Annotated in this window: 23 protein-coding genes and 2 pseudogenes; 7 read left to right on the top strand and 18 right to left on the bottom strand. The window is 48.2% G+C overall.

Translation table 11 applies throughout. The annotated features are described in order from the left end of the window. Window positions 1–11 precede the first annotated feature (11 nt). The 18 genes and pseudogenes from GKG41_RS10595 to GKG41_RS10510 form a co-directional block, all read right to left on the bottom strand. Entirely contained in the window at window positions 12–1,340 is a 1,329-nt protein-coding gene (locus GKG41_RS10595; protein WP_154258450.1) for a hypothetical protein, read from the bottom strand. Between the two features lie 4 nt (window positions 1,341–1,344). Continuing rightward, window positions 1,345–3,633: a hypothetical protein gene (locus GKG41_RS10590; RefSeq protein ID WP_154258449.1), complete on the bottom strand. Its 2,289-nt coding sequence runs from the start codon at window positions 3,631–3,633 to the stop codon at window positions 1,345–1,347. Between the two features lie 12 nt (window positions 3,634–3,645). Beyond that, on the bottom strand, window positions 3,646–5,049 hold the full coding sequence (locus tag GKG41_RS10585) for a hypothetical protein (RefSeq protein ID WP_154258448.1): 1,404 nt from the start codon (window positions 5,047–5,049) through the stop codon (window positions 3,646–3,648). Continuing rightward, window positions 5,046–5,393: a hypothetical protein gene (locus GKG41_RS10580; protein ID WP_154258447.1), complete on the bottom strand. Its 348-nt coding sequence runs from the start codon at window positions 5,391–5,393 to the stop codon at window positions 5,046–5,048. The genes GKG41_RS10585 and GKG41_RS10580 overlap by 4 nt, the downstream gene beginning before the upstream one ends. Further along, window positions 5,390–7,576, bottom strand: a complete 2,187-nt coding sequence (locus GKG41_RS10575) for a phage tail protein (protein ID WP_154258446.1) — start codon at window positions 7,574–7,576, stop codon at window positions 5,390–5,392. Before GKG41_RS10575 ends, GKG41_RS10580 begins: the two co-directional genes overlap by 4 nt. A 202-nt stretch (window positions 7,577–7,778) precedes the next feature. After that, window positions 7,779–8,180, bottom strand: coding sequence for a hypothetical protein (locus GKG41_RS10570; RefSeq protein ID WP_154258445.1), 402 nt, complete (start codon window positions 8,178–8,180; stop codon window positions 7,779–7,781). After that, the gene (locus GKG41_RS10565) at window positions 8,180–8,782 is read right to left on the bottom strand and encodes a major tail protein (protein ID WP_154258444.1); all 603 of its coding nucleotides are present in this window, start codon (window positions 8,780–8,782) and stop codon (window positions 8,180–8,182) included. Before GKG41_RS10565 ends, GKG41_RS10570 begins: the two co-directional genes overlap by 1 nt. Before the next feature lie 3 nt (window positions 8,783–8,785). Further along, window positions 8,786–9,127 (bottom strand): hypothetical protein, encoded by a 342-nt coding sequence (locus tag GKG41_RS10560; protein ID WP_154258443.1) that lies wholly within the window; start codon window positions 9,125–9,127, stop codon window positions 8,786–8,788. Next, window positions 9,124–9,555, bottom strand: a complete 432-nt coding sequence (locus tag GKG41_RS10555; RefSeq protein WP_154258442.1) for an HK97-gp10 family putative phage morphogenesis protein — start codon at window positions 9,553–9,555, stop codon at window positions 9,124–9,126. The genes GKG41_RS10560 and GKG41_RS10555 overlap by 4 nt, the downstream gene beginning before the upstream one ends. After that, on the bottom strand, window positions 9,548–9,874 hold the full coding sequence (locus GKG41_RS10550) for a head-tail adaptor protein (RefSeq protein WP_154258441.1): 327 nt from the start codon (window positions 9,872–9,874) through the stop codon (window positions 9,548–9,550). Before GKG41_RS10550 ends, GKG41_RS10555 begins: the two co-directional genes overlap by 8 nt. A 2-nt stretch (window positions 9,875–9,876) precedes the next feature. After that, window positions 9,877–10,185, bottom strand: coding sequence for a head-tail connector protein (locus tag GKG41_RS10545; RefSeq protein WP_154258440.1), 309 nt, complete (start codon window positions 10,183–10,185; stop codon window positions 9,877–9,879). A gap of 18 nt (window positions 10,186–10,203) precedes the next feature. Next, a complete protein-coding gene (locus GKG41_RS23880; RefSeq protein WP_347563306.1) occupies window positions 10,204–10,827 on the bottom strand; it encodes a hypothetical protein in 624 nt (207 codons plus the stop codon). Between the two features lie 12 nt (window positions 10,828–10,839). Further along, window positions 10,840–12,048 (bottom strand): phage major capsid protein, encoded by a 1,209-nt coding sequence (locus GKG41_RS10535; RefSeq protein WP_154258439.1) that lies wholly within the window; start codon window positions 12,046–12,048, stop codon window positions 10,840–10,842. 19 nt (window positions 12,049–12,067) lie between these two features. Next, a pseudogene (locus tag GKG41_RS23495) lies at window positions 12,068–12,553 on the bottom strand (head maturation protease, ClpP-related); the annotation flags it as partial. Window positions 12,554–12,619: 66 nt separating this feature from the next. Next, window positions 12,620–13,741 (bottom strand): annotated as a pseudogene (locus GKG41_RS23490) (DEAD/DEAH box helicase); the annotation flags it as partial. A 27-nt stretch (window positions 13,742–13,768) separates the two neighbouring features. Then, window positions 13,769–14,191 (bottom strand): HNH endonuclease signature motif containing protein, encoded by a 423-nt coding sequence (locus tag GKG41_RS23305; protein ID WP_073106355.1) that lies wholly within the window; start codon window positions 14,189–14,191, stop codon window positions 13,769–13,771. 120 nt (window positions 14,192–14,311) lie between these two features. Next, the gene (locus GKG41_RS10515; protein WP_154258438.1) at window positions 14,312–14,509 is read right to left on the bottom strand and encodes a hypothetical protein; all 198 of its coding nucleotides are present in this window, start codon (window positions 14,507–14,509) and stop codon (window positions 14,312–14,314) included. 79 nt (window positions 14,510–14,588) lie between these two features. Next, a complete protein-coding gene (locus tag GKG41_RS10510) occupies window positions 14,589–14,975 on the bottom strand; it encodes a sigma-70 family RNA polymerase sigma factor (protein WP_154258437.1) in 387 nt (128 codons plus the stop codon). 428 nt (window positions 14,976–15,403) lie between these two features. On the opposite strand from GKG41_RS10510, the gene GKG41_RS10505 reads away from it, so the two are divergent. The 7 genes from GKG41_RS10505 (at window position 15,404) to GKG41_RS10480 (ending at window position 23,088) form a co-directional block, all read left to right on the top strand. Continuing rightward, entirely contained in the window at window positions 15,404–16,537 is a 1,134-nt protein-coding gene (locus tag GKG41_RS10505; RefSeq protein WP_073106346.1) for an ABC-three component system protein, read from the top strand. After that, complete coding sequence (locus tag GKG41_RS23875) at window positions 16,425–16,745, top strand: ABC-three component system middle component 7 (protein WP_330392232.1); 321 nt, start codon at window positions 16,425–16,427, stop codon at window positions 16,743–16,745. The genes GKG41_RS10505 and GKG41_RS23875 overlap by 113 nt, the downstream gene beginning before the upstream one ends. Continuing rightward, a complete protein-coding gene (locus GKG41_RS10500) occupies window positions 16,736–18,394 on the top strand; it encodes a DUF2326 domain-containing protein (RefSeq protein ID WP_154258436.1) in 1,659 nt (552 codons plus the stop codon). The genes GKG41_RS23875 and GKG41_RS10500 overlap by 10 nt, the downstream gene beginning before the upstream one ends. Continuing rightward, a complete protein-coding gene (locus GKG41_RS10495) occupies window positions 18,378–18,623 on the top strand; it encodes a helix-turn-helix transcriptional regulator (protein ID WP_073106337.1) in 246 nt (81 codons plus the stop codon). The genes GKG41_RS10500 and GKG41_RS10495 overlap by 17 nt, the downstream gene beginning before the upstream one ends. Before the next feature lie 121 nt (window positions 18,624–18,744). Then, window positions 18,745–19,368, top strand: a complete 624-nt coding sequence (locus GKG41_RS23870; protein ID WP_347563309.1) for a response regulator — start codon at window positions 18,745–18,747, stop codon at window positions 19,366–19,368. A 41-nt stretch (window positions 19,369–19,409) separates the two neighbouring features. Then, complete coding sequence (locus tag GKG41_RS10485) at window positions 19,410–22,328, top strand: EAL domain-containing protein (protein ID WP_154258435.1); 2,919 nt, start codon at window positions 19,410–19,412, stop codon at window positions 22,326–22,328. Between the two features lie 13 nt (window positions 22,329–22,341). Further along, window positions 22,342–23,088 (top strand): hypothetical protein, encoded by a 747-nt coding sequence (locus GKG41_RS10480; protein WP_154258434.1) that lies wholly within the window; start codon window positions 22,342–22,344, stop codon window positions 23,086–23,088. Window positions 23,089–23,156 lie beyond the last annotated feature (68 nt).

Below are 23,156 nucleotides of genomic sequence, written 5' to 3'. Positions count from 1 at the left end.
TGTTTTTCCTCCTAATAAATAGTCACACCATTCAGATTTGGTTTTTCAGATGCTTTTCCGATCAAATCTGAAAGTCGTGCTTTGCCTTTCCGTCCGCCGCTGTCCACGGTGAACGCTGTATAAAAACCACCCCTGCCGAAGTTGTGCGTCACATCAGTGACCGTACCGATGGTTTCCGTCTTTGCACCACTGACGATGCGCACTTCATCGCCAATGGTGAGCTGGGGTGTGAAGATACCGACGAAGCTTTCCTGTCTGCCGGATATTGCGATAGCCTGGGCAAGTTCCTCGGCCATAGCCGTTATTTCGGCGAGAGTCGCACCATCAGCGGCTGTTACGTAGGTCGTTCGATGTGAAGGCTGAACCCACCACTTGTTCCTGGGAACCGTTGCATAAACCGTGTTCTCCGGATCTGCACAGGTGACACATACCTTGCTTACTGCTTCTGAATCGTCATACTCCACACTGTAGCTCCAGCAGGTCTTTTCACGTTCGAAAGTATACACAGCGGGCTGGTCGAAACGGGCATCGGTGACTGCAGCAACACCGATGACGCCGTTTGCCGTTTCATCGACTTTCCAGCCGTCAAGCAGAGAGATTACCCGCTTGATCCCATCCAGTATACTGACATCCGGTTCGAAGCGCAGTTTCCATGTCTTTGAGCTCTCACCGACAAAAAAGTTCTCCACCTCGGCGAGGCGAAGAATCTCCTGCAGGTTCTGCTGAAGCGTTGTTTCTTCAAAGGTGTTGTCTTCGTTGAAGGTCTGTTCCTTCAGAAGCTTTCCGATTGCATTTCTGGCAGATACCGAAACCTTTTCATCCGGATACGATACCGAAGCACGGTCGATATAAAAGATGCCGAGTGGAATTTCTCCGCTGCTGCCAAGGGAAAAGTACAGTTCCATCTTTGTGCCCGGTGTCACGAAAGCCCGGTAGCGATTGAGAAGCGCGCCTTTAATATTGAGCAAGGTGCAGGACAACTGTGAGACCTCGCTGCCGATGCTGAATCTAACCGAGCCATCGATAAAGGAATTCGTGATATCGGCCGGCAGCATATACATTACAAATCGATGGTCTCCTTCGGCACTCCAGAAGCCGTATGCCCCGTAATGAGCCACTTTCTTTATGCTTGGACATGACACCGATTCATCTGGTGATATCCTCCCGGTTTCGGTATAGGACAGGTTATCGTATAAGCCGAGAACCGGGTCTGCTGTGCTGCCTGCCATAGTGCCGTCAGAGGTGAGGTATATGAAACGGAGCAGGTTGTCCGAGGTATGAATCACCTGCGGGAACAAGCCTGCTCCGGAATCAAGAGTATATTCAAATGTCAATGTCATGGCATCACCCCCGCTGCAGCTGAACCGAGTAGGTGAAGCGCAGAAGATTGTTAGAGGTCTTGAACGGGTACTCAAGCGCAAAACTGGCCGTAATCGCTGCCCCTGCCGGAGGCGGTGCTGTGAACTTTAATCCCGGCACGGTTTTACCTAAAAAGAAGGTTGAGCCATAACTTTGACCGTCCCTTGTCGGTAAGTTCTGGTAGTACAGATTGTAAGTCCAGTTGTAGCTGATACTACCGGATACGGTTGCTGTTTCCACCTGCTTTGTTCCCACATTGCCTGCGGCATCAACTGTCGATGTCGGGATAGCAGTCAGCCCGGTGCAGGTACCGTTTGCAATGCTGATGTTCATGGTGGGATCATTATCCGCAGCAACTTTAGCGGTCAGACGCACATATCTTCCGTTATCCGGACTGATTGTAAAAAAGTCGGTTATATCTGAGTTTTGTGCGAGAGCTGCATTTACCTTTGACGCCACAGTTGCAGCCGAATCACCGCTTGAAACAGGCACTGAAAGTGTAATTGGGGAATTAGCCATCCCGGCGGCCGTTACAACAACGGCTGCATTTCCCGCAGTTCCAATTGTTCCGGTCACGTAGATGTTTTCCTGCTGCTTAACCGGGGCAACACCGGCTGTTGTATTGGTCGAGGTCGAAACGGTGGTCAGTCCCGCGCAAGTTCCGTTTGAAATTGCAATATTAAGGTTTGAAACATTTGCTGCCGGTGCTTTGGCGGTTAAGATCACATCCGCACCTGAAACAGATACATCATACACTGCGGTAATATTCGCATTGTTTTCAATGGCTGTTTTTATCTTGTCCGCTACAATGCTCGCCGTATCCGATGAGGCCACCGGTATCGAGAGAGTGATTGGAGAACCTGTTATGCTGCTTGATGTTATGACTACGGTGGCATTGCCTTCGCCGCTAAGGAACACTCTCCAATACCTCGCTGATATTTCTGTAAATTTCCATACCTGTCCTGTCCTTGAGAGCCCGGAGACATCCGTCCAATCAACGCCATTGCTTGAATATTGGATCTTAAGGGTATCGAGCCTTGCAGACGGAACCGTCAGGATATCAATCTTCAGTGTGTTGCAGGACTTCTCGGTTCCAAAGTCAATTATAATTGGATTTACATCGTTTACTGTGCAGGAAGAGGGATATACGGATCTGTCATAGCAGTTCCACCAGGCAAGCGGATCGCGGTAGTCATAGCTGCTGCTTGGTGTTTTTGACGCAAGGTCACCGAAAGTCACTCCGGCATCCCTGCAAGTCAAAGCTGCCGTATGATAGTTTTCATACCAGTCGCCGCAGTTGTTTTCATAGTCCACTACAAAATCCGTTCCTTCGGTCAGTTCCTCGCCGTCTAAGTAGACCCTCGCCGTACCTGCCTGTATCAGCGGCGCTTTGATGTTAAATTCTTGTGTTTCCCCATCGCCTTCGCCGATAATTATTTGATTTACCTGGTATGGAGGAAAAACCTCGTGGTTGGGGAAGGTAAATGCTCCGACCCCGGCTACACCGAGGTGTTTGACCAGACGATTGTTGCACTCGCTGTCAAGGAATGTGATGACGGGCAGGTCATACTGATAGGTCGTGGTATTTCCTGTGCCGTTGCTGAAGATGTAGCTTTTACTGCCGTGATATTTCGTGCTCAAATCTGATGAGTACTCAAGCGGGAAACGTGAAAAGCGTACATACCCATCCGTGCTGCCGGTGAGCAGCCATCTGACCAGATAGTTGTTATCCGGTTTGGGATAGATCCCGTTTGTGCCAAAGCCGGAAGGAGTATAGGTAGCATAAAAGGTAGCCGTAATATACACCACATCCGTATCAGTTTTAGCAATTGCAATCTGGTTTCCTTCGGAATCCTGCAGCATAGCATGGGACATGATGTAGTATGAGTCTGACCATGTTCCGCTGTAAACACCTTCGAGCGCCACCTCGGTAATGGTGGAGCCATTACATTCCGTCGCTTCCAGTTTGATTTGCTTTGTAATATGCGAGGTCGGATATTCATAAACTGTTTCCAACGTTGTCACGGCTTTGCGTGTTAAATGCGAGAAAAGAGCTGTATCCGTAACGGCGGGTGTCCCGGTTCCGGTACCAATAGCAATATACCGAAATAAATCTGACGTTTTACTTAGAGGAGAACCAGTTAACCTGCTGTTGAAATAGTAGTTTGTAATGACGTTGAAACCGACTGCTGTCTGCTTAATTATTCCGTTTTCGGCATCGACCACTTTGACATCAAATCGGTTGTGAAGGACTGCTCGTTCTTGTATCTTCATTTTGAAAACCTCCTAAATCGGTAATGTTGAAACAGGCTGCAGACTTACAGACGAAGCCACAACCGCAATGACAGCCGTATGCGCAGGCTGGAAACACTCGGTAAAAACAGCCCCGTCAATCCAAACTCCCGCCGAAATCGTGGATATGGCTGCAGTCTCGTTTTCATAAGTGAAGTAGTCCATAGTTTCTGCGGCGGCTACAGCGCTCAGAGCGGGCAGAAACCATCTTTGCAAACCGAGCTTGTAATACCAGAGAGAACGGTATTCCGGCATTGTAATGGTTACTGCTACCGTCCTGCGGATATCGGAGCTCGTATATAGAACAAGCGCCTGCTCCTCGCTGTTATAGGAAGCGGAGGCAACTGTCACCCCGGAAACGGAGAGGGTGCATTTCACCGGGAATCCCGCATCGATACTTCCGTTCAAAGGCTTTGTGAGATGGATTTTAAAGCCATAGCATACAAAGCCCGTCTCACGGTTCAGTTTTTCCACCGAGGACACGGAAATTTCTTCGGTGTCCGGCGCATCCAGGAGAACATAAGGATAAGCGGCATTCCCTGATGCGTACTCCTTGCTCAGCGTATCAAGCTCGGTCATATCGGAAATCCACATCCGCACATTTGAAGTGTTAACATGGACTGTTTCCGGACGGACACTCATCCCGGCATAATTCCGATGCGTCAGTGCCAGAAGCATCCGTCCGCTGTTCTGCGCAAGAAATCCGATACGAAAATCGTTTGTGCGGATGACCGACAGGGTCGTGTTGCCCGTACCAAGCGCAGACACTTCATGTTCCGCTTCCCATACATAGCTTCCGTTGTCCTGACAGCAGAGCGCCCGGTAATATACTGATCCGTTTTTGAGATATCCAATAATCAAGCCCTGGTCGAGGTCCGGTTCAACGCTGGACTGCCAGCCTTTGCAGGCGGATATTTGGGAAACATCTGTGGCAAGCAGAGTGGCATTATCATTATTACGCCAGACCTGAACATAAAGATTGCCGTTCCGCACATAAAAAACATAAGGGTATTCCTCGGTTTGAAGGTAATACCATTCCTTTTCGGCGTTCATTTTCCACACGCCGTTAAATTCAATCGCCACATCGGTTGCAGTACCGAGCGTCCACTGGTACTCCCACGGATACTCCAAGCCAGCCGGGAACTTCCTTTTATATATCTTTGCGATACCGTCGTCCAAACAGATCGCATATGCAAGAGATAAATCGGATTCACCGGCGGTCTGGCGCACAGCCACATCGCCGAACGCGGGAGCAATATCCTCGTGAATCGGCTCAGAGAGCAGCGAGTTTATGGAGGTCTGCGTGGCTACCACACGGAGATTTGCCATGCTGTCAATGTTTTCCACTTTGAAGCGGTTAGCAAGTTTTTCTTTCAGCGCCGTTGGTATGCTTCTCATGGGTCACTCACCTCGCTTACCGCCGCAAGGGTGGCTGTGACCTTATACCAGCCAGCCGCCTGATAATCAAACTCTCCGAGTTCAATGATTCTTCCGTTGAAAACACCCTGTTTTACCGAGCATTCAAGCATCGGAACGCTATCCTCGGCTTCCATCAGCGCAGCTTTTCCGGCTTCATTCACATAGAGAGTCAGCTCATAATGCACTGTCGGCGAACCGAAACGGGTAAGATATTCCGTCCCGTCAAGGGCGATCTGCACTGTGCGGATGACTTCCTGCGTTTTTCGAAGGCTCACATAGCGCGTGATGATTTCATTGGTTTCTGTATTTTTCAAATAACTCATACGCGCACCTCCTGTCTGAGCCTGTCGACGATGATGTCTATTACTGAGGTCATTTCACCGGTGGAATTAACACCTTCCACCCGAATCACACCTGTATGCTCAACGGTTTTCCTCACATCAAGCGAGGTGTCGTTCATTATTTTATGAATCCCAGTTTTCATATCAAGGTCAAAATCGGTGGGGATCGCACCGGCTATATCTTTTTCAACACCCCTCATGGCATCTGTAAAACCCATACCGATGCCGAGGCCCATGTTTTCACCGATACCGGCAAATACAGTTGAGGGCGAGTGAATGCCCAGCAGGCTTTTGGCACCGTCTACAATACCGGAGAAAAACCCGGAGACTTTGTCCGCTATCCAGGAACCGAGAGATTTGATACCTTCCCATAGTCCTGTTACGATGTTTTTGCCGATTTCAAACACAGCCCCGACTGCCTTGCCGAGGCCGGTCACGATAGCCGCGACGATTTCCGGCAGTCTCGCCACAAGCTGCGGTATGGCTTTAATCAGTCCGAACGCAAGCTGTATGGTAAGTTCAATGCCCATCTCAATGATGAGGGGCAAGTTGTTGGTAATAAAGTCAATGATAGTCATGATGATTTCGGGCAGGGCGTCAATCAGTTCCGGCAGCGCGTTCAGCAACCCTTCCGCAAGCCCTTGTATAATGGCAAAGGCAGCTTCAAGGATCTGATCCATGCTGTCCAAAAGACCCTGAACGATGGTGATAATCGCCTCAACTGCCGCAGGAATCAATTCCGGCAAAGCGGAACCAAGTCCCATCACAAGGGCGGTAATCAGCTGCACAGCCGCATCAATGAGCAAGGGCAGATTATCAATCAAAGCGCCTACGATAGTGAGCACTGCATCAACGGCAGCGGGGATGAGCTCAGGCAAAAGACTGAGCAGTGTTTCAAGCACCTGCGTAAACAGGTCGACTACCGTGGAGAGAAGCGTCGGAAGCAAATCCCCGATTGCCCTAAGTATACCGTCGAGGGCAGGCGGCAGAGCCTTAACGATATTCTCAATGACAGGCACCACGTTATCCACCACATGACCGAATGCCTCGACAACATTACCGATCAACATTTCAATGTCAGCATCAGCGTTTCCGAGTCCGGCCATCAGATTGTCGATAGCCGACTGCATACCGGCCATAGAACCGCTTATGGTTTCAGTGGCTTCCTTTGCCGTCGTCCCGGTGATGCCCATTTCTGTTTGAATTACATGAATTGCTTCAGTCAGATCCGAGAAGGATGACAGGTCATATTTGATTCCGGAGATTTTCTCGGCATCGGCGAGAAGACGCTCCATCTCAGACTTGGTGCCGCCATAGCCAAGCTTCAGATTGTCGAGCATCGTATAGTTTTGCTTGGCAAAACCCTGGTAGGCCGTTTGAATGGCGGACAGATCCGTACCCATTTTGTTGGCATTGTCCGCCATATCTGTGATGGCCATATCAGCAACTTCAGCAGCTTTTGCTGTGTCGCCGCCGAGTGATTGGATCAGGCTTGCGGAGAAACCCGTGACCGTTTCCATATACTCGTTTGCCGACAAACCAGCCGTTTTAAAGGCATTCGCGGCATAGTTCTGCACTGTCTGTGACGCATCACCAAAGAGGGTGTCTACACCGCCGACCAGCTGCTCAAAGTCAGCGTATGCCGAAATGACTTCTTTGCCGAGTTTAACTGCGGCTGCTCCAGCGGCAAGAGCGACAGCGCCCATTGCCGCACCGACACCTTTTAATACGCTGCCCAGCTTTTCAAACTTACCGCCGGAACTTTCAGCTTCATCTCCAGACTCTTTCAGTTCGTCGCCAAGGTCGTCAGCGGCATCTGCCGAATTGTCCAGTTCGCGCTCCATACCATTAAGTTCGGCTTTGGCATTGTTTAGCTGTATAGCCCAGTTCTGAGTACGGCGGTCATTTTCGCCGAAGCTGTCGGCGGCATTTTTCAAGGCGGATTCGAGGGTGGCGATTTTGTCTTTCTGAGCATCGATTGCCTTGTTCAGAACCTCATTCCGTGCCGCAACCGCCGCTACAGACTTATCCTGCTTGTCAAATTCGGAGGAGACGAGCTTCATCTCACTGCCGAGAACCTTGAAAGTCTGGTTGATATCAGAGAGCGCTTTTTTGAACTCCTTTTCACCCTCGACTCCTATTTTCAAGCCGAAGTTATCTGCCATGTCTCACCACCTCCTTAGATACCGCCCGGTATGATTTCATCGATGTAATACTCGCGTTTCGGCTTCGACAAACCGTTAAACTGTTTATATATCTCCCACTGGTCGAGCAGATGGCCGATAGGCATCAGCCAGACATCCTGCTCGGTGCGTTGGAGCAGAGACACACCGTAAAAAATCAGTCGGGCAAACGATTCTTCATCGCTTACCCGACCTTCGCGTTTTTTGAGGTGTTACCTCCAGAGGGTTCTTCCTCGCTTTCAATATGGCGTTTGGTTCCTTTATACATGGCATCCATGATGGCATTCTTGTATTCACCCAACTCAAGCGGAGAAGTGAGCAGCTCCACAGCCTCCTCGGTCAGCAGTTCCTGTTTTTCGGCAGGGTTCTGAAGGTTGTGAATCAGTACTGACTGATTGGCAAGCAGTGTGATGAGCCAAACGATCTCATCGAGAGCCATCTCGAAGTTTTCTGATTTCATGAGCTTTTCGCCAAGATTGGAAAGTCCGCCGTATCTCCTGGCGATCTCTTTTGTAGCCTTGGTAGTGAGGAGCATATCATACTCTTTACCGCCAATGTTGATCATCGCACTTCTGTCATCAGCCATTAATCAACACCTCCAACAGCAGGAGTAAAGACCGGTTCATAGACAGATGTGTACCAGCCGGTAATTACGGAAGCAGGGACGCTCGTATCATCCTCATTGACCTCGGCTTTCCACGGATGCTTCCCGTTTCCGTCAGTCTTATTACGGCGGAACACCGAACCCTCAATGGTCGGTGTAGAAAAGGTGATGCTGTCGCCCTTGGTGGCCAGGTTTGTCGCCGGAATGCCGAATTTCACCCTGTAGAGCCAGAAGTATCGATAATTTCCGTTTGCCTTTTTCGCACGGAATCCTACGGCAACAGGAGCGCCGCCATCCTCACTTCCGGATATAACGACGTGATTGTCGTCAAGTTTTGCACCCGTCAGATCCTCAGCAGCTGTCACTCCGATATCATCAATTCCGAGGGAGAGCTTACCGCTCTTGAATTCCTTCACAACCTCAGCGGGTCCATCGTCAGCATAAAGCGTTGCTTCAGCAAGCTCGACGGACAGATCCGCTTTCATTGCTTTTGCAAGAGGGATGGGAGTACCGTAAGTTTCGGTACCGTCTGCAGCCTCTGTGATTTTTGCGTAATAGAGCTTATCAAGCCCGATAGTAGCCATTTGTTATTCCTCCAGTTCGTATTCTTTCGCCACATCGATGGCGTAGTGGTGATAGCCGGTGTCATCCTCGTGTCCGATATACCGGCGGTCGGTAATAACAAAATCAGTCTGGAGGAGCATCCTCACAAGCTGATTCTTTCTTTGTAAATAGTTGTTTTTACTGAACAGCGAGATTCTGACTTCGCTTACATCCGCCAGCGGCTTATTATCGCCGTAAACGGCAAATGTGTCAGTAAGCGGGGTCAGTACCAGGTATTCATCAGGAGGTACTCCGCTGAAGACGCCTGTTTCGACAGGGATATTTGCGGCTTCAAACAGTGTGTTCAGTTCAGATAATATGCTCATAGCTTCTCAATCTCACTTTCCAGCTTATTGGTCATAGCCTCGATGCAAGCACCTTTGGATCTGCTTTTGACAGGTTTCAGAAAAGGCTTCGGAGGCTGGCCATGCTTTCCGTATTCGAGGATGTTGGCGAGTTTGGCATTGCTGCCGCCGTCAGAGCGCGGCTCTGCAAAGCCTATTTTCACATTGAAATTGCCGTCCCTGTCCTGCTTTGCCGGCGACACGCCAAGCGCCAACTCAAGCTCTCCGGTGGAGCGGCTTTCAACCTTCGTGTTTTTGCCGACCACAGAGGACAGATTGCTTTTCACCTTGTCATATACGACTTCGGCACCGGCTTCCAGAACCTTCGGTATGATATCATCGGTTTTTTCAGCCAGCCTTGATACCTTCAGCAGGAAATCCTCCGGCATCTTGAAATCGACCTTAGCCATCAGCGCTCACCGCCAATACTTCAAGATACATACCTCGGCTCTTAACGTTTTCAACCGAGTATATGTTGTAGCGCTTACCTTCGCAGACAATAACATGGCGGGTGTTAAGTTCAAGGCCGGGAATGGTGCGCAGGCGGAACAAGGCATTCACCTCATCTGACTGCGCCATATTGCGCCATTTTTCCGTAGAGTTCTTCTGCTCAAAATATGCCCTGACCGAAGCAAGAACTGTGTCCCCGTGATTTACGAAGCCATCGGCGTCCTTGACCGGTTCAGCCGATACGATGTCAATGAAGGAGTTCATTTTTCCAAAACTCATGCTCACACCTTCCAATCCCGGTCAAGTTTAAGAAGAAGGTTGACCGTATTCCATACCTGCTGTCCAGCCTGCACATTGTCGGCAAAAAAGCCACCGGTGCTGCCGTCCCGGCTCTCATAAAAATGGGACGACAGCATAATGACAGCCTGCTCTGTGGTAGGCGGCATAGGATGGTCCTTGTAGAATTTCTCCGGAAAGTGCTGATAGCTTTCGGCATAGGATACGGCGGCGGTGATGTACATCTGCAGGAGTTCATCGTCCGCCGTATGCTCAAGAATAAGATTTGCCTTTACTTTTTCAATCAGCGTCATACCGCCACCGTCCTTTCTTTATTCTTCAGATTCCGGTTCTGCGATGACAACAGTGAATGCGGCTTCGGGATAACCGGATGACCAGAGAGTGAACGACTTCGGCTGATTTACGATTTCGTCGCACTTCAGCCACATCACAACATCTCCGGCCTGCCCGCCGACAGCAGCAGCTTCATCTGCATCGGCTGAGGTCAGCTGACTACCGTTATACTTTACTGCCGTGATGGCAGGAAGTCCTGTGGTTATGAGGATGGCAACCCATTTGTGGGTTCCTTGTGCGGGGGTCGAGCTTTCATACGCAATTAGCCCGTCAACCGGAACAGTGACTGTAATGACATTGTCCTCGATAGTGATGGATTCGACTTTGTCTTGATTGGCTGTCATATCTTCGCTCAGAGCAGTGGTGACATTAGCAACTGAGACATTCCATGTATCGGGTTTCATCAGTCCTGTGTCCTTCAGTTTCAAAAGCAGCGCGTTGAGGTCGTCCTTGAGTCCGGCAACATTTGTAGCAGTACTTGCGGCTTGATTCGGTGCAGAAGGAAGCCCCGTTACCGAGGCTCCCTCCCTAATTTCAAGCGTTCCGCCGATTACGGTTTTCTCGCCGCCCTGTTCGGTGTAGTTTTTCGTGTTATAACTCATACCGCACCTCCGTTAAGCCTTCTGCTGGAGTACCTTGATAGCCTCCGGCAGAATGAGTTTGCCGTCAACACGCTGGGTGGCAACAAAGCCTACCTGACCGGTTGCAGCATAGAGCTCATTGAGTCTCTTAAACACACGTCCCTGGCGGTCGGCTACCCAGTAATAACTGAAATCGCCGAACACGATGCTCTTTGCGCCTGAGGCAATTGCGGGTACATATGCCGAGGTATACAGCGGACGGTTCAAAATGGTGTCAGGAGTGCCGGCCTGCAGAGAGGGCTGCCAGAGATACTGACCGATGCCGTCTTTCAGCTTGCGGATTGCCTTTACGGTGGCATCGTTCATTACGAACACAGCTTTGTTTCTATAAGGTGCTTTCAGCGAATAGAACAGGTCAAGCACCTCTTCAATAGTGATAGCCGCAGCGCCCGCTGTGGTCACACCGACTTGAGCACCGCCGGTTGCTGCGAGGATGCCGGTCGGTTTACCGGAGCCGTCACCTGTGAAAAAGGCTTCTTCTTCCTTGCTGCCGATACGCCTTGCGAACTCCCTCGAAATATAGGATTCAAGAGGAAATACACTGTCGTTCAGCAGTTCCTCGGAAACCTTGATCATTGTTCCAAGCTTGTAAGCGCCGATGGAAACCTGACCGAAACTGTCGTCACTGTCGAGGATAGCGCCTTCCTCATCAATCCAGGAGGCTGTACCCTTTGAAGCCACGACCGGAATCTTGCGGTCCCCGGAGGAAGTGGTAATGACCTTTGCCAGTCTGCGGAAAATGTTCTCCTCATCAAGAGCCTCTACAAGTGCGCGTTCGAACTCGTCCGGGACAAGGTATCCGCCTTCAGAATCGGTGCCGATCTGCAGAGCATTTTTCACGATAGGATCAAGACCCTCACCTGCGCGGGTACGCATGGCGTTCCAGAACGCTTTCCTGTACTCGTCGGAGGCTCTGCCGGTCCTGGCTTCCATACCGGGAACAGCAGGCTTGCCTGTGAGGGGTGTGTTCAGCGGCTTTGAAAGCTCACGGTCAAGAGCTTCCTGCTTTTCCAGACGGTCGATTTCCTTTCCGAGAGCGACCACGTCGGCTTCCATTTTCTCGTAGGTTGCGGTGTCTTCGGCGGAAACCAGGCCGTCAGTACCGCGCTTGGTATCGAGGAAAGCCTTTGCGGCTTCCCATGCCTTGGCGCGCTTTTCGCGCAGTTCAAGAATTTTGTTCATGATGTTACCTCCATAAAATTTAGTGAGAAATCAAAGAGAGCCGCTTTTCAAGCGACTCAACGGGTGTTCCTTTGTTCTGTTTGGGTATCTTGGGTTTGACCTTGTTAAGCAGCGAGTTTGTTACTGCTCTGCGGCTGAAAGCATAGGTGATGTCGTCCGGTTGAATCCGCTTTTTCTCATCCTCCAGAATGCCATCAGCAAAACCTAATTCAATAGCTTTGTTTGCGTTGAGCCAGGTTTCTGCGTCCATGAGGTGGGAGAGCTTGGCACGGGACTGTCCGGTTTTAATTTCGTAGGCATTGATGATGCTTTCCTTGACCTCGTCCAGCATAGCGATGGCTTTCTGCATTTCCTCGCTGTCACCGATTGCGATAGTCAGCGGGTTATGCACCATCATGAGCGCCGTCGGTGCCATCAATACCTCGGTTCCCGCCATTGCGATAACGCTTGCTGCCGAAGCCGCAATGCCGTCAATTTTTACGGTGACCTTGCCTTTGTAATCCATACGCTGACCGGCGCGGTGAATGCGGGCTTTACACTGCTCGAAATTGCTCATGCTGTAATCCAGCGAGTAAAACACCATCGTGCTTGCCGCCGTGAGCGTCAGCCCCAGACCGGCGGTTGCGATCTGCCCGACAAAAACGGGGACATCGGGGTCGTTCTGGAAACGGGCAACCTGCTCGTCGCGGTCTTTCACGCCGCCCTTGATAAGAGAATAATTGACGCGCTTCTTTTCGAGCATGGCGCAGATCGCGTCAAGCTCCGGCACGAAGCGGGCGATAACTACGAGCTTGCGGTTTTCCTCTATCGCCGAATCAATAATGTCCTCCAGCACATCGAGTTTTGCCGTGCTGACCTGTTCGGCGACGCTGCTCTCGTCGCTGCCGATGAAGCCGCCTGTGAGCTGTGACAGCCGCAGCAGCTTGGTGAGCACATTGGTAATGGTGACCTCGCCCTCGGATAGCTCGGCGTAGCTCTCCTGCACGAGACTTTGGTAGAGCTTCACCGCTCTCGGCTCCAGCTCGACCTTGCGGATGATGTCGGTCGTTTCCGGCAGGTCAAGGCAGTCCCTCTTTGTCGCCCGAAACGCGATGCTGTGCATACGGCGGGTCAACTCCGGGTCCATCGACTTTTTGAGCACCGGCGTGTGATTGCCGTAGCCGGTCATGTAAAAATAGGTGTTGCGGAAGCTGTAAAACGACTGTCCGAAGATGCGCGGGTCGAGGAACTTGTACTGGGAGAAGACGTCGATTGCCTTGTTCGTGACCGGCGTTCCCGTCAGCAGCAGCCGGTATTTTGCCGCTGCGCCCAGCCGGTGCATCGCCTTGGACGCCGAGATGTTGTGCGTCTTGATTTTGTGCCCCTCGTCGGCGATGATCAGGTCGGGATGCCATGCCGCGAGCTCCTTCTCCAAGCGCCACGCCGATTCATAATTGATGACAGCCACCTGCAGCGTGTCGCCGGTCATGTGCCGGAGCGCATCTGCTTTCTTTTCGCCGCTGCCCTTGAGCACGGCGAGGGTGTAATCAAAGGCGGCAAACTTGCCGAACTCCTCGTCCCAAACGCCGACGACCGAGAGCGGCGCAACGACCAGCGCTCTTTTGATGCGTCCGGCGTTGTACAGCGCACCGGCTGCGGCGATGGATACCAGCGTTTTCCCTGTGCTAACCCATTTCCATAAGGAGAGCCACACCCTGACTTCTGGAAATATTCATTTACATCACCTGCCTTTCTTCTTCCCGAAACCGTGTACTTTGCAATGCTCCGACTGCGACGGGAGCACCTCAAGGTTCGCGGGGTCGTTGTTGAGTTTGTTGCCGTCGATGTGGTGGACGACCTCGCCCTTTTTGAGCGGTCTGCCGAGTATGGCTTCGGCAATTCTGCGGTGCGCGTGTTTGCCGAGTAGCTTGGGATATGCCTTGCCCTCGCCGGTACCACGGAACTTGCGACTCCGCTTAACACGCGACTCCATTACGCCGCCGGGCTTGTTCATGGGGTTATCCGTGCGGTTGTACTCGGTCATGCGCTGCGAGTTCCATTTGTAAAAATGCTCCCGGCAGCAGAAGTTGTTTTCACGGATTTGGTTTTCCGACCGTTGGAATGCTTTCCCGCACAGGGCGCATTTCACCGTGACCTTCGTCATCGGAATCACCTCCCGTCGGAACCAGACCGAACAGCCCGCAAACAAAATTGAAAGCGGCGACCTGATGCGCGTAGGGCTTTGCCTTGATTGGCATTGGAAGCAGCGGAGCAGTGTCTTTTTTCATCGGAGCTCGTCACCTCCGGGCAGTTCCGTGATGGAAATGCTCTCCACGGTGTCGCCGGGAACGATGACCATTACCCGACGCTTTTCGCCGAACAGGTAACGGAGCAATCGTTCCCGAAGCGCTACGCGCTTGCATCTGACGACGCCGTCTTCGGTGGGCTTCTTTGAAACGCTGATCTTCAAATCGTGCTTCATTTTTCATCCGTCCTTTCCGAGGGACGGTTTTGTGTGTCCCTCGGCATACGGAGAAATGAGGGGTGTTTTGGGGAGGTACTCAGAACACTTTTTTGAATTTTTTCTTCGCGCTGTCGATAGACTCACGGACAGCACGATGATCTACGCCCTCGACTCGTGCGATTTCCCGCAAGGAAAGCCCGTCCGCCAGCATAAGCAAACGCCTTTGCTGTACCGCCGTCAGCGTTTTCATGGCGTGATAGATCTGCTTGTTTATTTCCGCTGTCTCCAGTTCCGTTTCGGGTGTGTGATTGTCCCCGTACTCCTTGCCCTCAAAGAGAATGGCATCTAGCGAATAACAGTGATACCGTTCCTTGCGACTAAGGTTGTCCTCCTCGCGCCGCGATGCGGTGATAAATTCCCCAAGCTCCTCATTGACCTCGACCTCGGATTTCGTGCCGTCTGCAAAGTGCCATTGAATTTTCATTAAAATGACCTCCGTTTTCGTTGTCTCGAAACGGAGGTCTGCAGCAGCTGGCTGAAAAATGGCAATAAGATACCATACCGCAGTCCTTCACAGATTGCTCCGTTTCGGAATGCAGCTTCCTGCTCAATAGTCAGCTGAGTGTATTAAGTTCTACCGTCGCATAGCGTTGAGCCGTTCCAGATCAGGGAACGCACCATTTGATGGTGGGCTATGGAATGAATGCGCAAGGAAATATTTAATCCTTTTTTCAAACATAATATTTGACTTTTGGACAAAAGTGTGATATACTATATTTGGGGTTTCCTCAGGAGCGCCTTCCGTTCCTAACCTGCTCTCATTATATAAAATGGGGCTTCGAAATCTGGGGATGGTTTGGTGCACCATAGTGCACCGTGGTGCAAATCTCAGTAAAGGAGTGTCGAGCCGACGTGGAATTCAAAACACTTTTCCCAATTATGAAAAAGCATTTAGCCGACGGTGATGATGTGCCGTATTTTTTCCGCGAATTAATGGCAAAGATTACGACTGTATCTGAGGCTGACTGGGCAAAGGGTAAAGACCCTTCCGCAAAACTCAGCGATAACACCATTCGCAGCTATGTAAAACGAGGTTTATCCAAGAATTTAGCGGGAAATATCGTGTATCATCTAACACCTAAAATACTTACACGGAGCATAAGCAAGCGAAGCCCCGCTTCAAGGGCTTTATTTGCAGAGGATTTAGTCGGTTATGAACCGACCATAAATGCAGATAATGTTGCAGAAAAAGTCACCGAATGGCTGGAACAAATTATTCAGGAGTCTGCTGGGCTGATTCCGCAGGATGAACTCCAGAAACAGCAGCAACAGATTCTTGCATCCGATTTGAAGAAAAAGTACGGCGATTATTTACTTGCAGAAACAGATGGGTGCTGTCCATTCCCGGGGTGCGGGAGGCAGCTAACTATTTCAAAAAACGGAAAAGCCATTCATACATTTGAAGTTAGCTTGATAGATAAATCTAAAGCGACTACGCCCGAAAACCTCATGGCAATGTGCCCGCAGTGCTATGCCACATATCTCCTTGATGACAGCAAGAAGTTGATGGCTGAACTAAAGGAAATAAAAACGGTGTTGTCTACGCATAAACAAAGCATCCGTCTTCTTGATGACCTGCCTTTGGAAAAGGGCATTGTCGGCGTAATCAAAAGAATACGGAAACTCGGGGAAAAGGAATTGTCTGATGCTTCCTTTGAACCAAAGGAAGTCAAGCAGAAACTTAGCCCGTCTCAGGACATGGTGCTTTACAATGCGGTAACCAACTACGTCACCACATACTTCATACGCATAAAAGAAATAATGATAAATCTGGATAAAAGCGGCGAAATTGACTACGATGAAATCCAAGACCAGATTCACGCATTGTATAAGAAACTAAAAAAGGCAAACAAACCGCATCTCGAAATCTTCAATGAAATCGCAGATAAAATACATCGTGTTACGCTACAGGACGCAATTTTCTGCCAGATTGTGGTTTCGTACTTCGTGCAGAGCTGTGAGGTGTTCGATGCAATTACCGAATAAGCTGTATTCATATAAAAACAGCACCTTGGCGATGATTCCAACGGTGCTCAAAGAGGTACAAGATAATCCAATCGCAGTGAAAGACCTTTATCTTCGGATAAAGCCTTCGCTTTCCGACGCAACGGATTTTTTGTCGGTTATGGACTGCCTATATGCGCTTAACGCAATAGACATCAATGAGAAAGGAGAGGTATATTCATGCTTATAGAAATCACCTCGCCGGTCTTTAAGGAAAAAGGAAAAGAACGACCTCCAATCCGCTTCAAAGAGGGATTGAACGTCGTTCTCGGAAAAGAGGATGGCGAAAACTCAATCGGAAAATCCTCTGCCATGCTTGCCATTGATTTTGCTTTTGGTGGCAACTCGTACCTTGTCAGTGATGGTGTGAAGCACATTGGCAATCACACTATCTTCTTTACATTTGAATTTGATGGAACGCCGTACTACTTTGCCCGCAGTACCGAATCGCCCACCGATATTCATGTATGCTCAGAGGGATATGTGCTGACAGGAGTTGTATGGACGAAGCAGCAGTTTGCCGACTGGTTGAAAGAAAAATACCATATTGATTTCGCAGGGCTATCCTTCCGCGAGACAATGAGCAGCTTCTTCAGGATATACGGAAAAGAAAATACCGATGAGCGCAAACCTCTCAAGGGCTTGCCCGGAGAAGGAATGCAAAAATCCATCGAAATTCTTGTCCGCCTGTTTGACAGATATAAGGACATTGAAGCCTTCAACGGCAATCTTGAGGAGCAGAAAAAGCGGCTGTCGATTTTCCGAGAAGCCCGAAAGTATCGCTTTGTCCCTGACCTCGTTGGAGGCAAAACAAAATATGACGAAAATCTGGCGCAAATACACAGCCTGCAGGTTCAGCTTGATAATCTGACTGATGAACAGGTGGAAGGCCATAACGAAGCAGACATTGAAAAGAGTCGTTTAAAATCACAGCTTCAGGGCAGTAAGCTGCGTCTCGAAACCGATTTGCAGGCAAAACGCCGCCGAGTAAGCCTCCTGGATATTAGCCTCGCGTATGGTCTATATCCGACAGAAGCAGATTTATCTGCTTTACAGGAGTTTTTCCCTGATGTGAACATTCGGAAGCTGTATGAAGTAGAAAAATACCATCAGAAGCTGGCGACCATACTCGATGAACAGTTCAAAAGCGAGCGCCAATCGGTCGAGTTGGAGATTGCTGCTTTGCTGGAACAAATCCAGTCAGTGCAGACAGAAATCAACCAGCTCGGTTTTGTCGGCAACCTGTCCAAAGAATTTTTGGATATGCATTCGGAAATTAAAGGTCATATTGATGCGCTGAAAGCACAGAATGAAGCGTACCTTACATTGACCGAGCTGCAGGATGCAAAGAAAAAAGCTGACGAAATGTTGAAACACGCGATAGAAAGCATCCTTGATGAGATTGAACGTGCTATCAATGATAGAATGAAGGAATATAACGATTCGCTCTTTGCAGACGTGCGGAAAGCGCCGCGCCTCACATTCAACGAGTACAACAGTTACAGGTTTGAAACGCCGGATGATACCGGCACAGGCTCGAATTACAAAGGCATGGTCATCTATGACTTGGCAATACTCAACCTGACTGCACTACCGGCCATAGCGCACGATTCGTTAATTTTGAAAAACATCGGCGATGGTGCTGTCGACGGCATTATGAAAATATACGTTCAAAGTACAAAACAGGTGTTTATCGCCTTTGATAAACAGGCTGCGTATAAACCAGACACGCAGCGCATTCTGACGGGTAATACTGTTTTGAAATTGTCGGATGGTAATTGCGAACTGTACGGCGAATCATGGAATAAAGAGGTGACAGACAATGAAGATGAGTTATAAGAAGCTGTGGAAGTTGTTAATTGACAGAAACATGAAGAAAACTGAGCTACGACAAGCAGCGGGTATCAGCTCGTCCTCACTTGCGAAGCTCGGAAAAGACGAGAATGTTACAACCGCTGTTCTGTTAAAGATATGCGATGTTCTTCAGTGCGATATAACAGACATCATGGAAACAATTCCCGATGATGCCGCTGCCACGGGCAGCGGGAAAGAAGGTACCACAAAATGACTGATAACCAGAAAAAATTAATGAGCATCCTCCGCGAGATGTTTCAGTTTGACCAGTCTGACCTTGATTTCGGCATCTACCGTATCATGCGAATGAAGCGCGATGAGGTCAACAGGTTCATATTGCCAACGACGGAAAGGAAGCTGTTGAGCTATATCAGAAGCATCGTGACATCATCGATTTGATATTGATGGATTTGCACATGCCTGTCATGAACGGCTATGAAGCGGCGGAGAATATCCGATCGATTTCAAGCCAAGTCCCTATTATAGCAATGACAGCGGATGTGATTTTAGGTGTTCGGGACAAGTGCGAGCAAAGCGGAATATTTCATTACATCAGTAAGCCCATTAATCCCGATCACTTTATTCAAACCATAAAAGATATTATCCTTGAAAATGAACCTAATATAGAACCGGATACAGCTGTCCTTGACCGGCAGCTAGGCTTTAAAAATATGGGCGGCAACGAAGAATTGTATAATCAGGTGCTAATCGAGTACCGCAATGAGAATCAAGATACTTTGGACAAGCTTGAAGCGGCAGTACGTGAAAAAAGATACGCTGAAGCTACACAAATCGTACATAAGGTTAAGAGCAGTTCCGGAAGTATCGGTGCTAAATCACTGCAGGCTGTAGCTGCGTTATTACAGAAAGCTCTTAATGAAGAAAAGGAAAACGAAATAGTGCCATTGCAAGACAGGTTTTCTAAATTACTTGGGAAACTGCTTGAGGAACTAAAATAAGAAAGCCTAGAGTGGGTGTGGGTTAAAGAGGAGGATTTAAAATGCTAATTAAAATTTTGGTAGTTGACGATTCGGCATCGGACAGATTGATCATCAAAAACATGCTTAGTGAGTATAACGTGCTAACTGCTTGCGACGGTATAGAGGCTTTGCGTGTACTTGCGGAGAATGATGAAATCAACTTGCTCATACTCGATCTCAATATGCCTAATATGAATGGTTTACAGGTTCTCGAATCATTGAATCGGGATGAGCGGTTTCGGAAGCTGCGCACCATAATATTGACTAATTATGATGAATTGGATAATGAAATCAAGGGCTTAAAGCTTGGTGCCGTAGACTATATCCGAAAGCCACTTCATATGGATTCATTGAAAGCCAGGATCAATGTTCACGTAGCATTGTTGCGAGCGCAGCAAGCGCTGGAGCAGAGAATTGACGAACAGACACTTACCTTTGACATGATTTTCGACCAGGCACCTATTGGCATAGCGATTTCTCACAGCCGTGATCCCAAACTCTCTGACAAGGATATTATAAAAATAAACTCTGCGTTTGAACAAATTACAGGCAGGACTAAAGAAGAGCTCATTGATTCAGGCTGGGCAAAGATCACACACCCTGACGACTTGGATGAAGATATTGAAAATTTTAATAAACTGCAGGCCGGTGAAATTAAAAGCTATTCAATGGAGAAGCGATATGTTAAACCCGATGGATCGGTTGTATGGGTATACATGGTCGTTGCGTCTCTTGCTCCTTTAGCGGGAAACAAGCTTAATCATATGTGTCTTATTCAGGACATTACCAACCAAAAAGCCGCTTTGGCTGCGCTGATTGAAAGTGAAACAAAATATCGAAGTATCACTGAAAATATGTCAGACGTTGTCTGGCAGATGGATTTAGACCTGAAAACGACTTATGTAAGTCCCTCTGTTGAAAAACTCCTTGGAGAATCCATCGAAGAGCATATGAATAGGAAGATGGAAGAAAAATTTCCAGCACAAACGTTGCATAAAATCCAATCGATTTTTTATGAAGAGTTAGAAAAAGAAAAAGATCCCGAAATTGATAAAAACAGGTCACTGACGATCGAAATTGAACATTATAAAGCAGACGGCACCGTTATCTGGCTGGAGTTGAGTATTTCTTTCATCCGCGATGATAAAGGCAATGCGATCGGGTTTCAAGGCTCATCTTGTGACATTACGCAACGCAAACTTGCTGAGATTGCATTAAGGGAAAATGAACGGAGAGAATCTGTTCTGTTATCGAATTTGCCAGGATTGGCATATAGGTGCAATTATGACCGCGATTGGACTATGCAATTTGTCTCAGAAGGCTGCTATGAACTGACAGGATATTTGACGGAAAGCTTGGTCAATAATAGAGATTTATCTTTTAATGATTTGATTGTTCTTGAATACCGCGAAGCATTGTGGAACAAATGGGCGCAAATTCTTTCAAAAAGGCAGACGTTTAAATTTGAATATGAAATCACAACTGCCACCGGTGAGCGGAAATGGGTTCTTGAAATGGGGCAAGGTATTTATAACGATGAGGGCGAAGTTGAAGCTCTGGAGGGAATTATTCTTGATATCTCAGACAGAAAAGAGATGGAGAACCATCTCAGATACATGAATGAGCATGACAATTGGACAGGCTTGTATAATCGTGATTATTTGGAAGCCCTTCTGAATCATGACCTCAAAAAAAAGGATGGACTAAATAGAGCGGTCATCAGTATCAATTTGAGCACCGTTCAGCTGTTAACCGCTAATTATGGGTTTCACTATACACAGAACCTAATAAAAGTAACTGCTGAAACACTCAGCCAGTATTGCTCTGACAATCGCCTACTGTTCCAAGCCTATGAAAATCGGTTTGTCTTCTATCTCATTGATTACAAAGACAAAAACGAGCTGGTTGAATTTAGCGATATCATCGCAGAAGCCGTAGAAGCCTTATTTGTAACTGAGCGAATAGGCGGCGGGATTGGGATATTGGAAATTGAGCAGGACGATGATGAAAACGATGTGGATTTACTTTTGAGAAAGCTTTTGATTGCATCAGAAAGAGCTATTGCTGTTTCGGGAAAAGACTTTGATGCTTGTTTTTATAACGAGGAACTGGAGGCTGAGGTAAACCGCGAGGGAGACATCAGGGAAGCGCTTACGGGCGTAGTGCTTGGAAGTACTAATGATAAGTTGTTTTTGCAATACCAACCGATTATTGAGTTGCAGACAAATGCTGTCTGCGGGTTTGAAGCGCTTGCTAGATTAAAAACAGAAAAGCTCGGACTGGTGTCTCCTGTTGAATTCATACCGATTGCCGAAAAGACAAAGCTTATTATACCGATTGGTGAAAAAGTGATTGTCAACGCGTTTTATTTCCTAAATAAGCTCAAAGTAAGTGGATATGATGAAGTCGGCGTTTCAATCAACATTTCTGCTATTCAGCTTTTAAAACCTGATTTTACAAGCAGGTTTCTGGAATTGATGAACGAGATGCAGGTTAATCCACGGAATATTGGTATTGAAATTACGGAATCGGTCTTTGCCTCCGATTATGAAAACATCAATAGCATTATCGAGAAGCTGAGAGAAGCCGGACTTCACATAGCTATAGATGACTTTGGAACTGGCTATTCCTCTTTAGCCAGAGAAAAAGAGTTAAGCTTCGACTGCTTGAAAATTGACAAATATTTCATCGATAAGCTGTTAGATGCAGACCTGAGTAAAGCAATAACAAGCGATATTATTTCGATGTCACACAAACTGGGGCATTGTACAATTGCTGAAGGGGTCGAACACGAATGCCAGTTACAGTATTTGCAAGAACACAACTGTGATAGGATACAGGGATATCTGTTCAGCAAGCCTCTTAATGAAGAAGACGCGCTCGAGTTTTTGAAAAGCAAAAATAAATACGACTGCCATTCAAATGACAGCCGTAATTGAGGATGGTGGAGTTATGACAAAAGAGAGAACAACACTATCATTAAGAAGATGCATCCTGCTGATATTCATTATCTCCTTGTTCATATCAGCGGCTTGTTATGGTGCGTTGATTTTTACGAATTGGGTTTCTTCAGCCACAAAAACAACGGCGCATATGGACGCTGATATCAACGAAGAAATCTATAACAGGATCGATAGCTTCATGCAGGTTCCTTATCATGTGAATGAAGTCAATCATAAAGTTATAGAGAATGGAATGCTGAATTTATCTGACGAAAAACAGCGGGATCGTTTTTTTGTTGGCGTACTTGAGTCTCACAGCAATAGTATATACAGTTTTAGTTACGGCACTGCAAATGGTGAATACTACGGCGCTCGCAGAAATGAAAACGGCGTGGTTGAGATCATGAGAAACAACGTTGAGACCGGCGGAAACTCCTGGTATTATTCCGTAAATGAGGACTTGACTGCAGGTGATCGTGTAGTTCAGGCAGGTAAATTCGATCCCCGCACCCGCGCTTGGTATAAAGCTGCGGTGGAGGCTAAAGGCCCAGTGTACTCCCCTGTGTATAAACATTTCGTTATGGATGATCTAACCGTGTCCGCAGCATGGCCGGTATATAATGAATCAGGCAATCTTGATGGCGTGCTTGGTACACACATGCTTCTTTCTGATATAGGTTCGTTCCTTAAAAACGCAGTTGAAGAACACAACGGCATAGCGATTATCATCGAGAAAGAATCGAACTATTTACTATGAAACAAAAACCATCGGATAGCCAAAAAAGCGCATACTATCCCTATTAAACTTTTAATCGTCCATTTTGA

Origin of the sequence: Lactonifactor sp. BIOML-A5 (genome assembly GCF_009677585.1) — a bacterium.
Lineage (GTDB): Bacteria > Bacillota > Clostridia > Lachnospirales > Lachnospiraceae > Lactonifactor.
This window is presented reverse-complemented; position numbering and strand designations above follow the sequence as displayed.

What these genes read in the sequence shown, in the direction of transcription:
- GKG41_RS10595 (WP_154258450.1), bottom strand. Translation starts at nt 1,340, where the DNA reads ATGACATTGACATTTGAATATACTCTTGATTCCGGAGCAGGCTTGTTC.
- GKG41_RS10590 (WP_154258449.1), bottom strand. Translation starts at nt 3,633, where the DNA reads ATGAAGATACAAGAACGAGCAGTCCTTCACAACCGATTTGATGTCAAA.
- GKG41_RS10585 (WP_154258448.1), bottom strand. Translation starts at nt 5,049, where the DNA reads ATGAGAAGCATACCAACGGCGCTGAAAGAAAAACTTGCTAACCGCTTC.
- GKG41_RS10580 (WP_154258447.1), bottom strand. Translation starts at nt 5,393, where the DNA reads ATGAGTTATTTGAAAAATACAGAAACCAATGAAATCATCACGCGCTAT.
- GKG41_RS10575 (WP_154258446.1), bottom strand. Translation starts at nt 7,576, where the DNA reads ATGGCAGATAACTTCGGCTTGAAAATAGGAGTCGAGGGTGAAAAGGAG.
- GKG41_RS10570 (WP_154258445.1), bottom strand. Translation starts at nt 8,180, where the DNA reads ATGGCTGATGACAGAAGTGCGATGATCAACATTGGCGGTAAAGAGTAT.
- GKG41_RS10565 (WP_154258444.1), bottom strand. Translation starts at nt 8,782, where the DNA reads ATGGCTACTATCGGGCTTGATAAGCTCTATTACGCAAAAATCACAGAG.
- GKG41_RS10560 (WP_154258443.1), bottom strand. Translation starts at nt 9,127, where the DNA reads ATGAGCATATTATCTGAACTGAACACACTGTTTGAAGCCGCAAATATC.
- GKG41_RS10555 (WP_154258442.1), bottom strand. Translation starts at nt 9,555, where the DNA reads ATGGCTAAGGTCGATTTCAAGATGCCGGAGGATTTCCTGCTGAAGGTA.
- GKG41_RS10550 (WP_154258441.1), bottom strand. Translation starts at nt 9,874, where the DNA reads ATGAGTTTTGGAAAAATGAACTCCTTCATTGACATCGTATCGGCTGAA.
- GKG41_RS10545 (WP_154258440.1), bottom strand. Translation starts at nt 10,185, where the DNA reads ATGACGCTGATTGAAAAAGTAAAGGCAAATCTTATTCTTGAGCATACG.
- GKG41_RS23880 (WP_347563306.1), bottom strand. Translation starts at nt 10,827, where the DNA reads ATGAGTTATAACACGAAAAACTACACCGAACAGGGCGGCGAGAAAACC.
- GKG41_RS10535 (WP_154258439.1), bottom strand. Translation starts at nt 12,048, where the DNA reads ATGAACAAAATTCTTGAACTGCGCGAAAAGCGCGCCAAGGCATGGGAA.
- GKG41_RS23305 (WP_073106355.1), bottom strand. Translation starts at nt 14,191, where the DNA reads ATGACGAAGGTCACGGTGAAATGCGCCCTGTGCGGGAAAGCATTCCAA.
- GKG41_RS10515 (WP_154258438.1), bottom strand. Translation starts at nt 14,509, where the DNA reads ATGAAGCACGATTTGAAGATCAGCGTTTCAAAGAAGCCCACCGAAGAC.
- GKG41_RS10510 (WP_154258437.1), bottom strand. Translation starts at nt 14,975, where the DNA reads ATGAAAATTCAATGGCACTTTGCAGACGGCACGAAATCCGAGGTCGAG.
- GKG41_RS23875 (WP_330392232.1), top strand. Translation starts at nt 16,425, where the DNA reads ATGAAATCGCAGATAAAATACATCGTGTTACGCTACAGGACGCAATTT.
- GKG41_RS10500 (WP_154258436.1), top strand. Translation starts at nt 16,736, where the DNA reads ATGCTTATAGAAATCACCTCGCCGGTCTTTAAGGAAAAAGGAAAAGAA.
- GKG41_RS10495 (WP_073106337.1), top strand. Translation starts at nt 18,378, where the DNA reads ATGAAGATGAGTTATAAGAAGCTGTGGAAGTTGTTAATTGACAGAAAC.
- GKG41_RS10485 (WP_154258435.1), top strand. Translation starts at nt 19,410, where the DNA reads ATGCTAATTAAAATTTTGGTAGTTGACGATTCGGCATCGGACAGATTG.
- GKG41_RS10480 (WP_154258434.1), top strand. Translation starts at nt 22,342, where the DNA reads ATGACAAAAGAGAGAACAACACTATCATTAAGAAGATGCATCCTGCTG.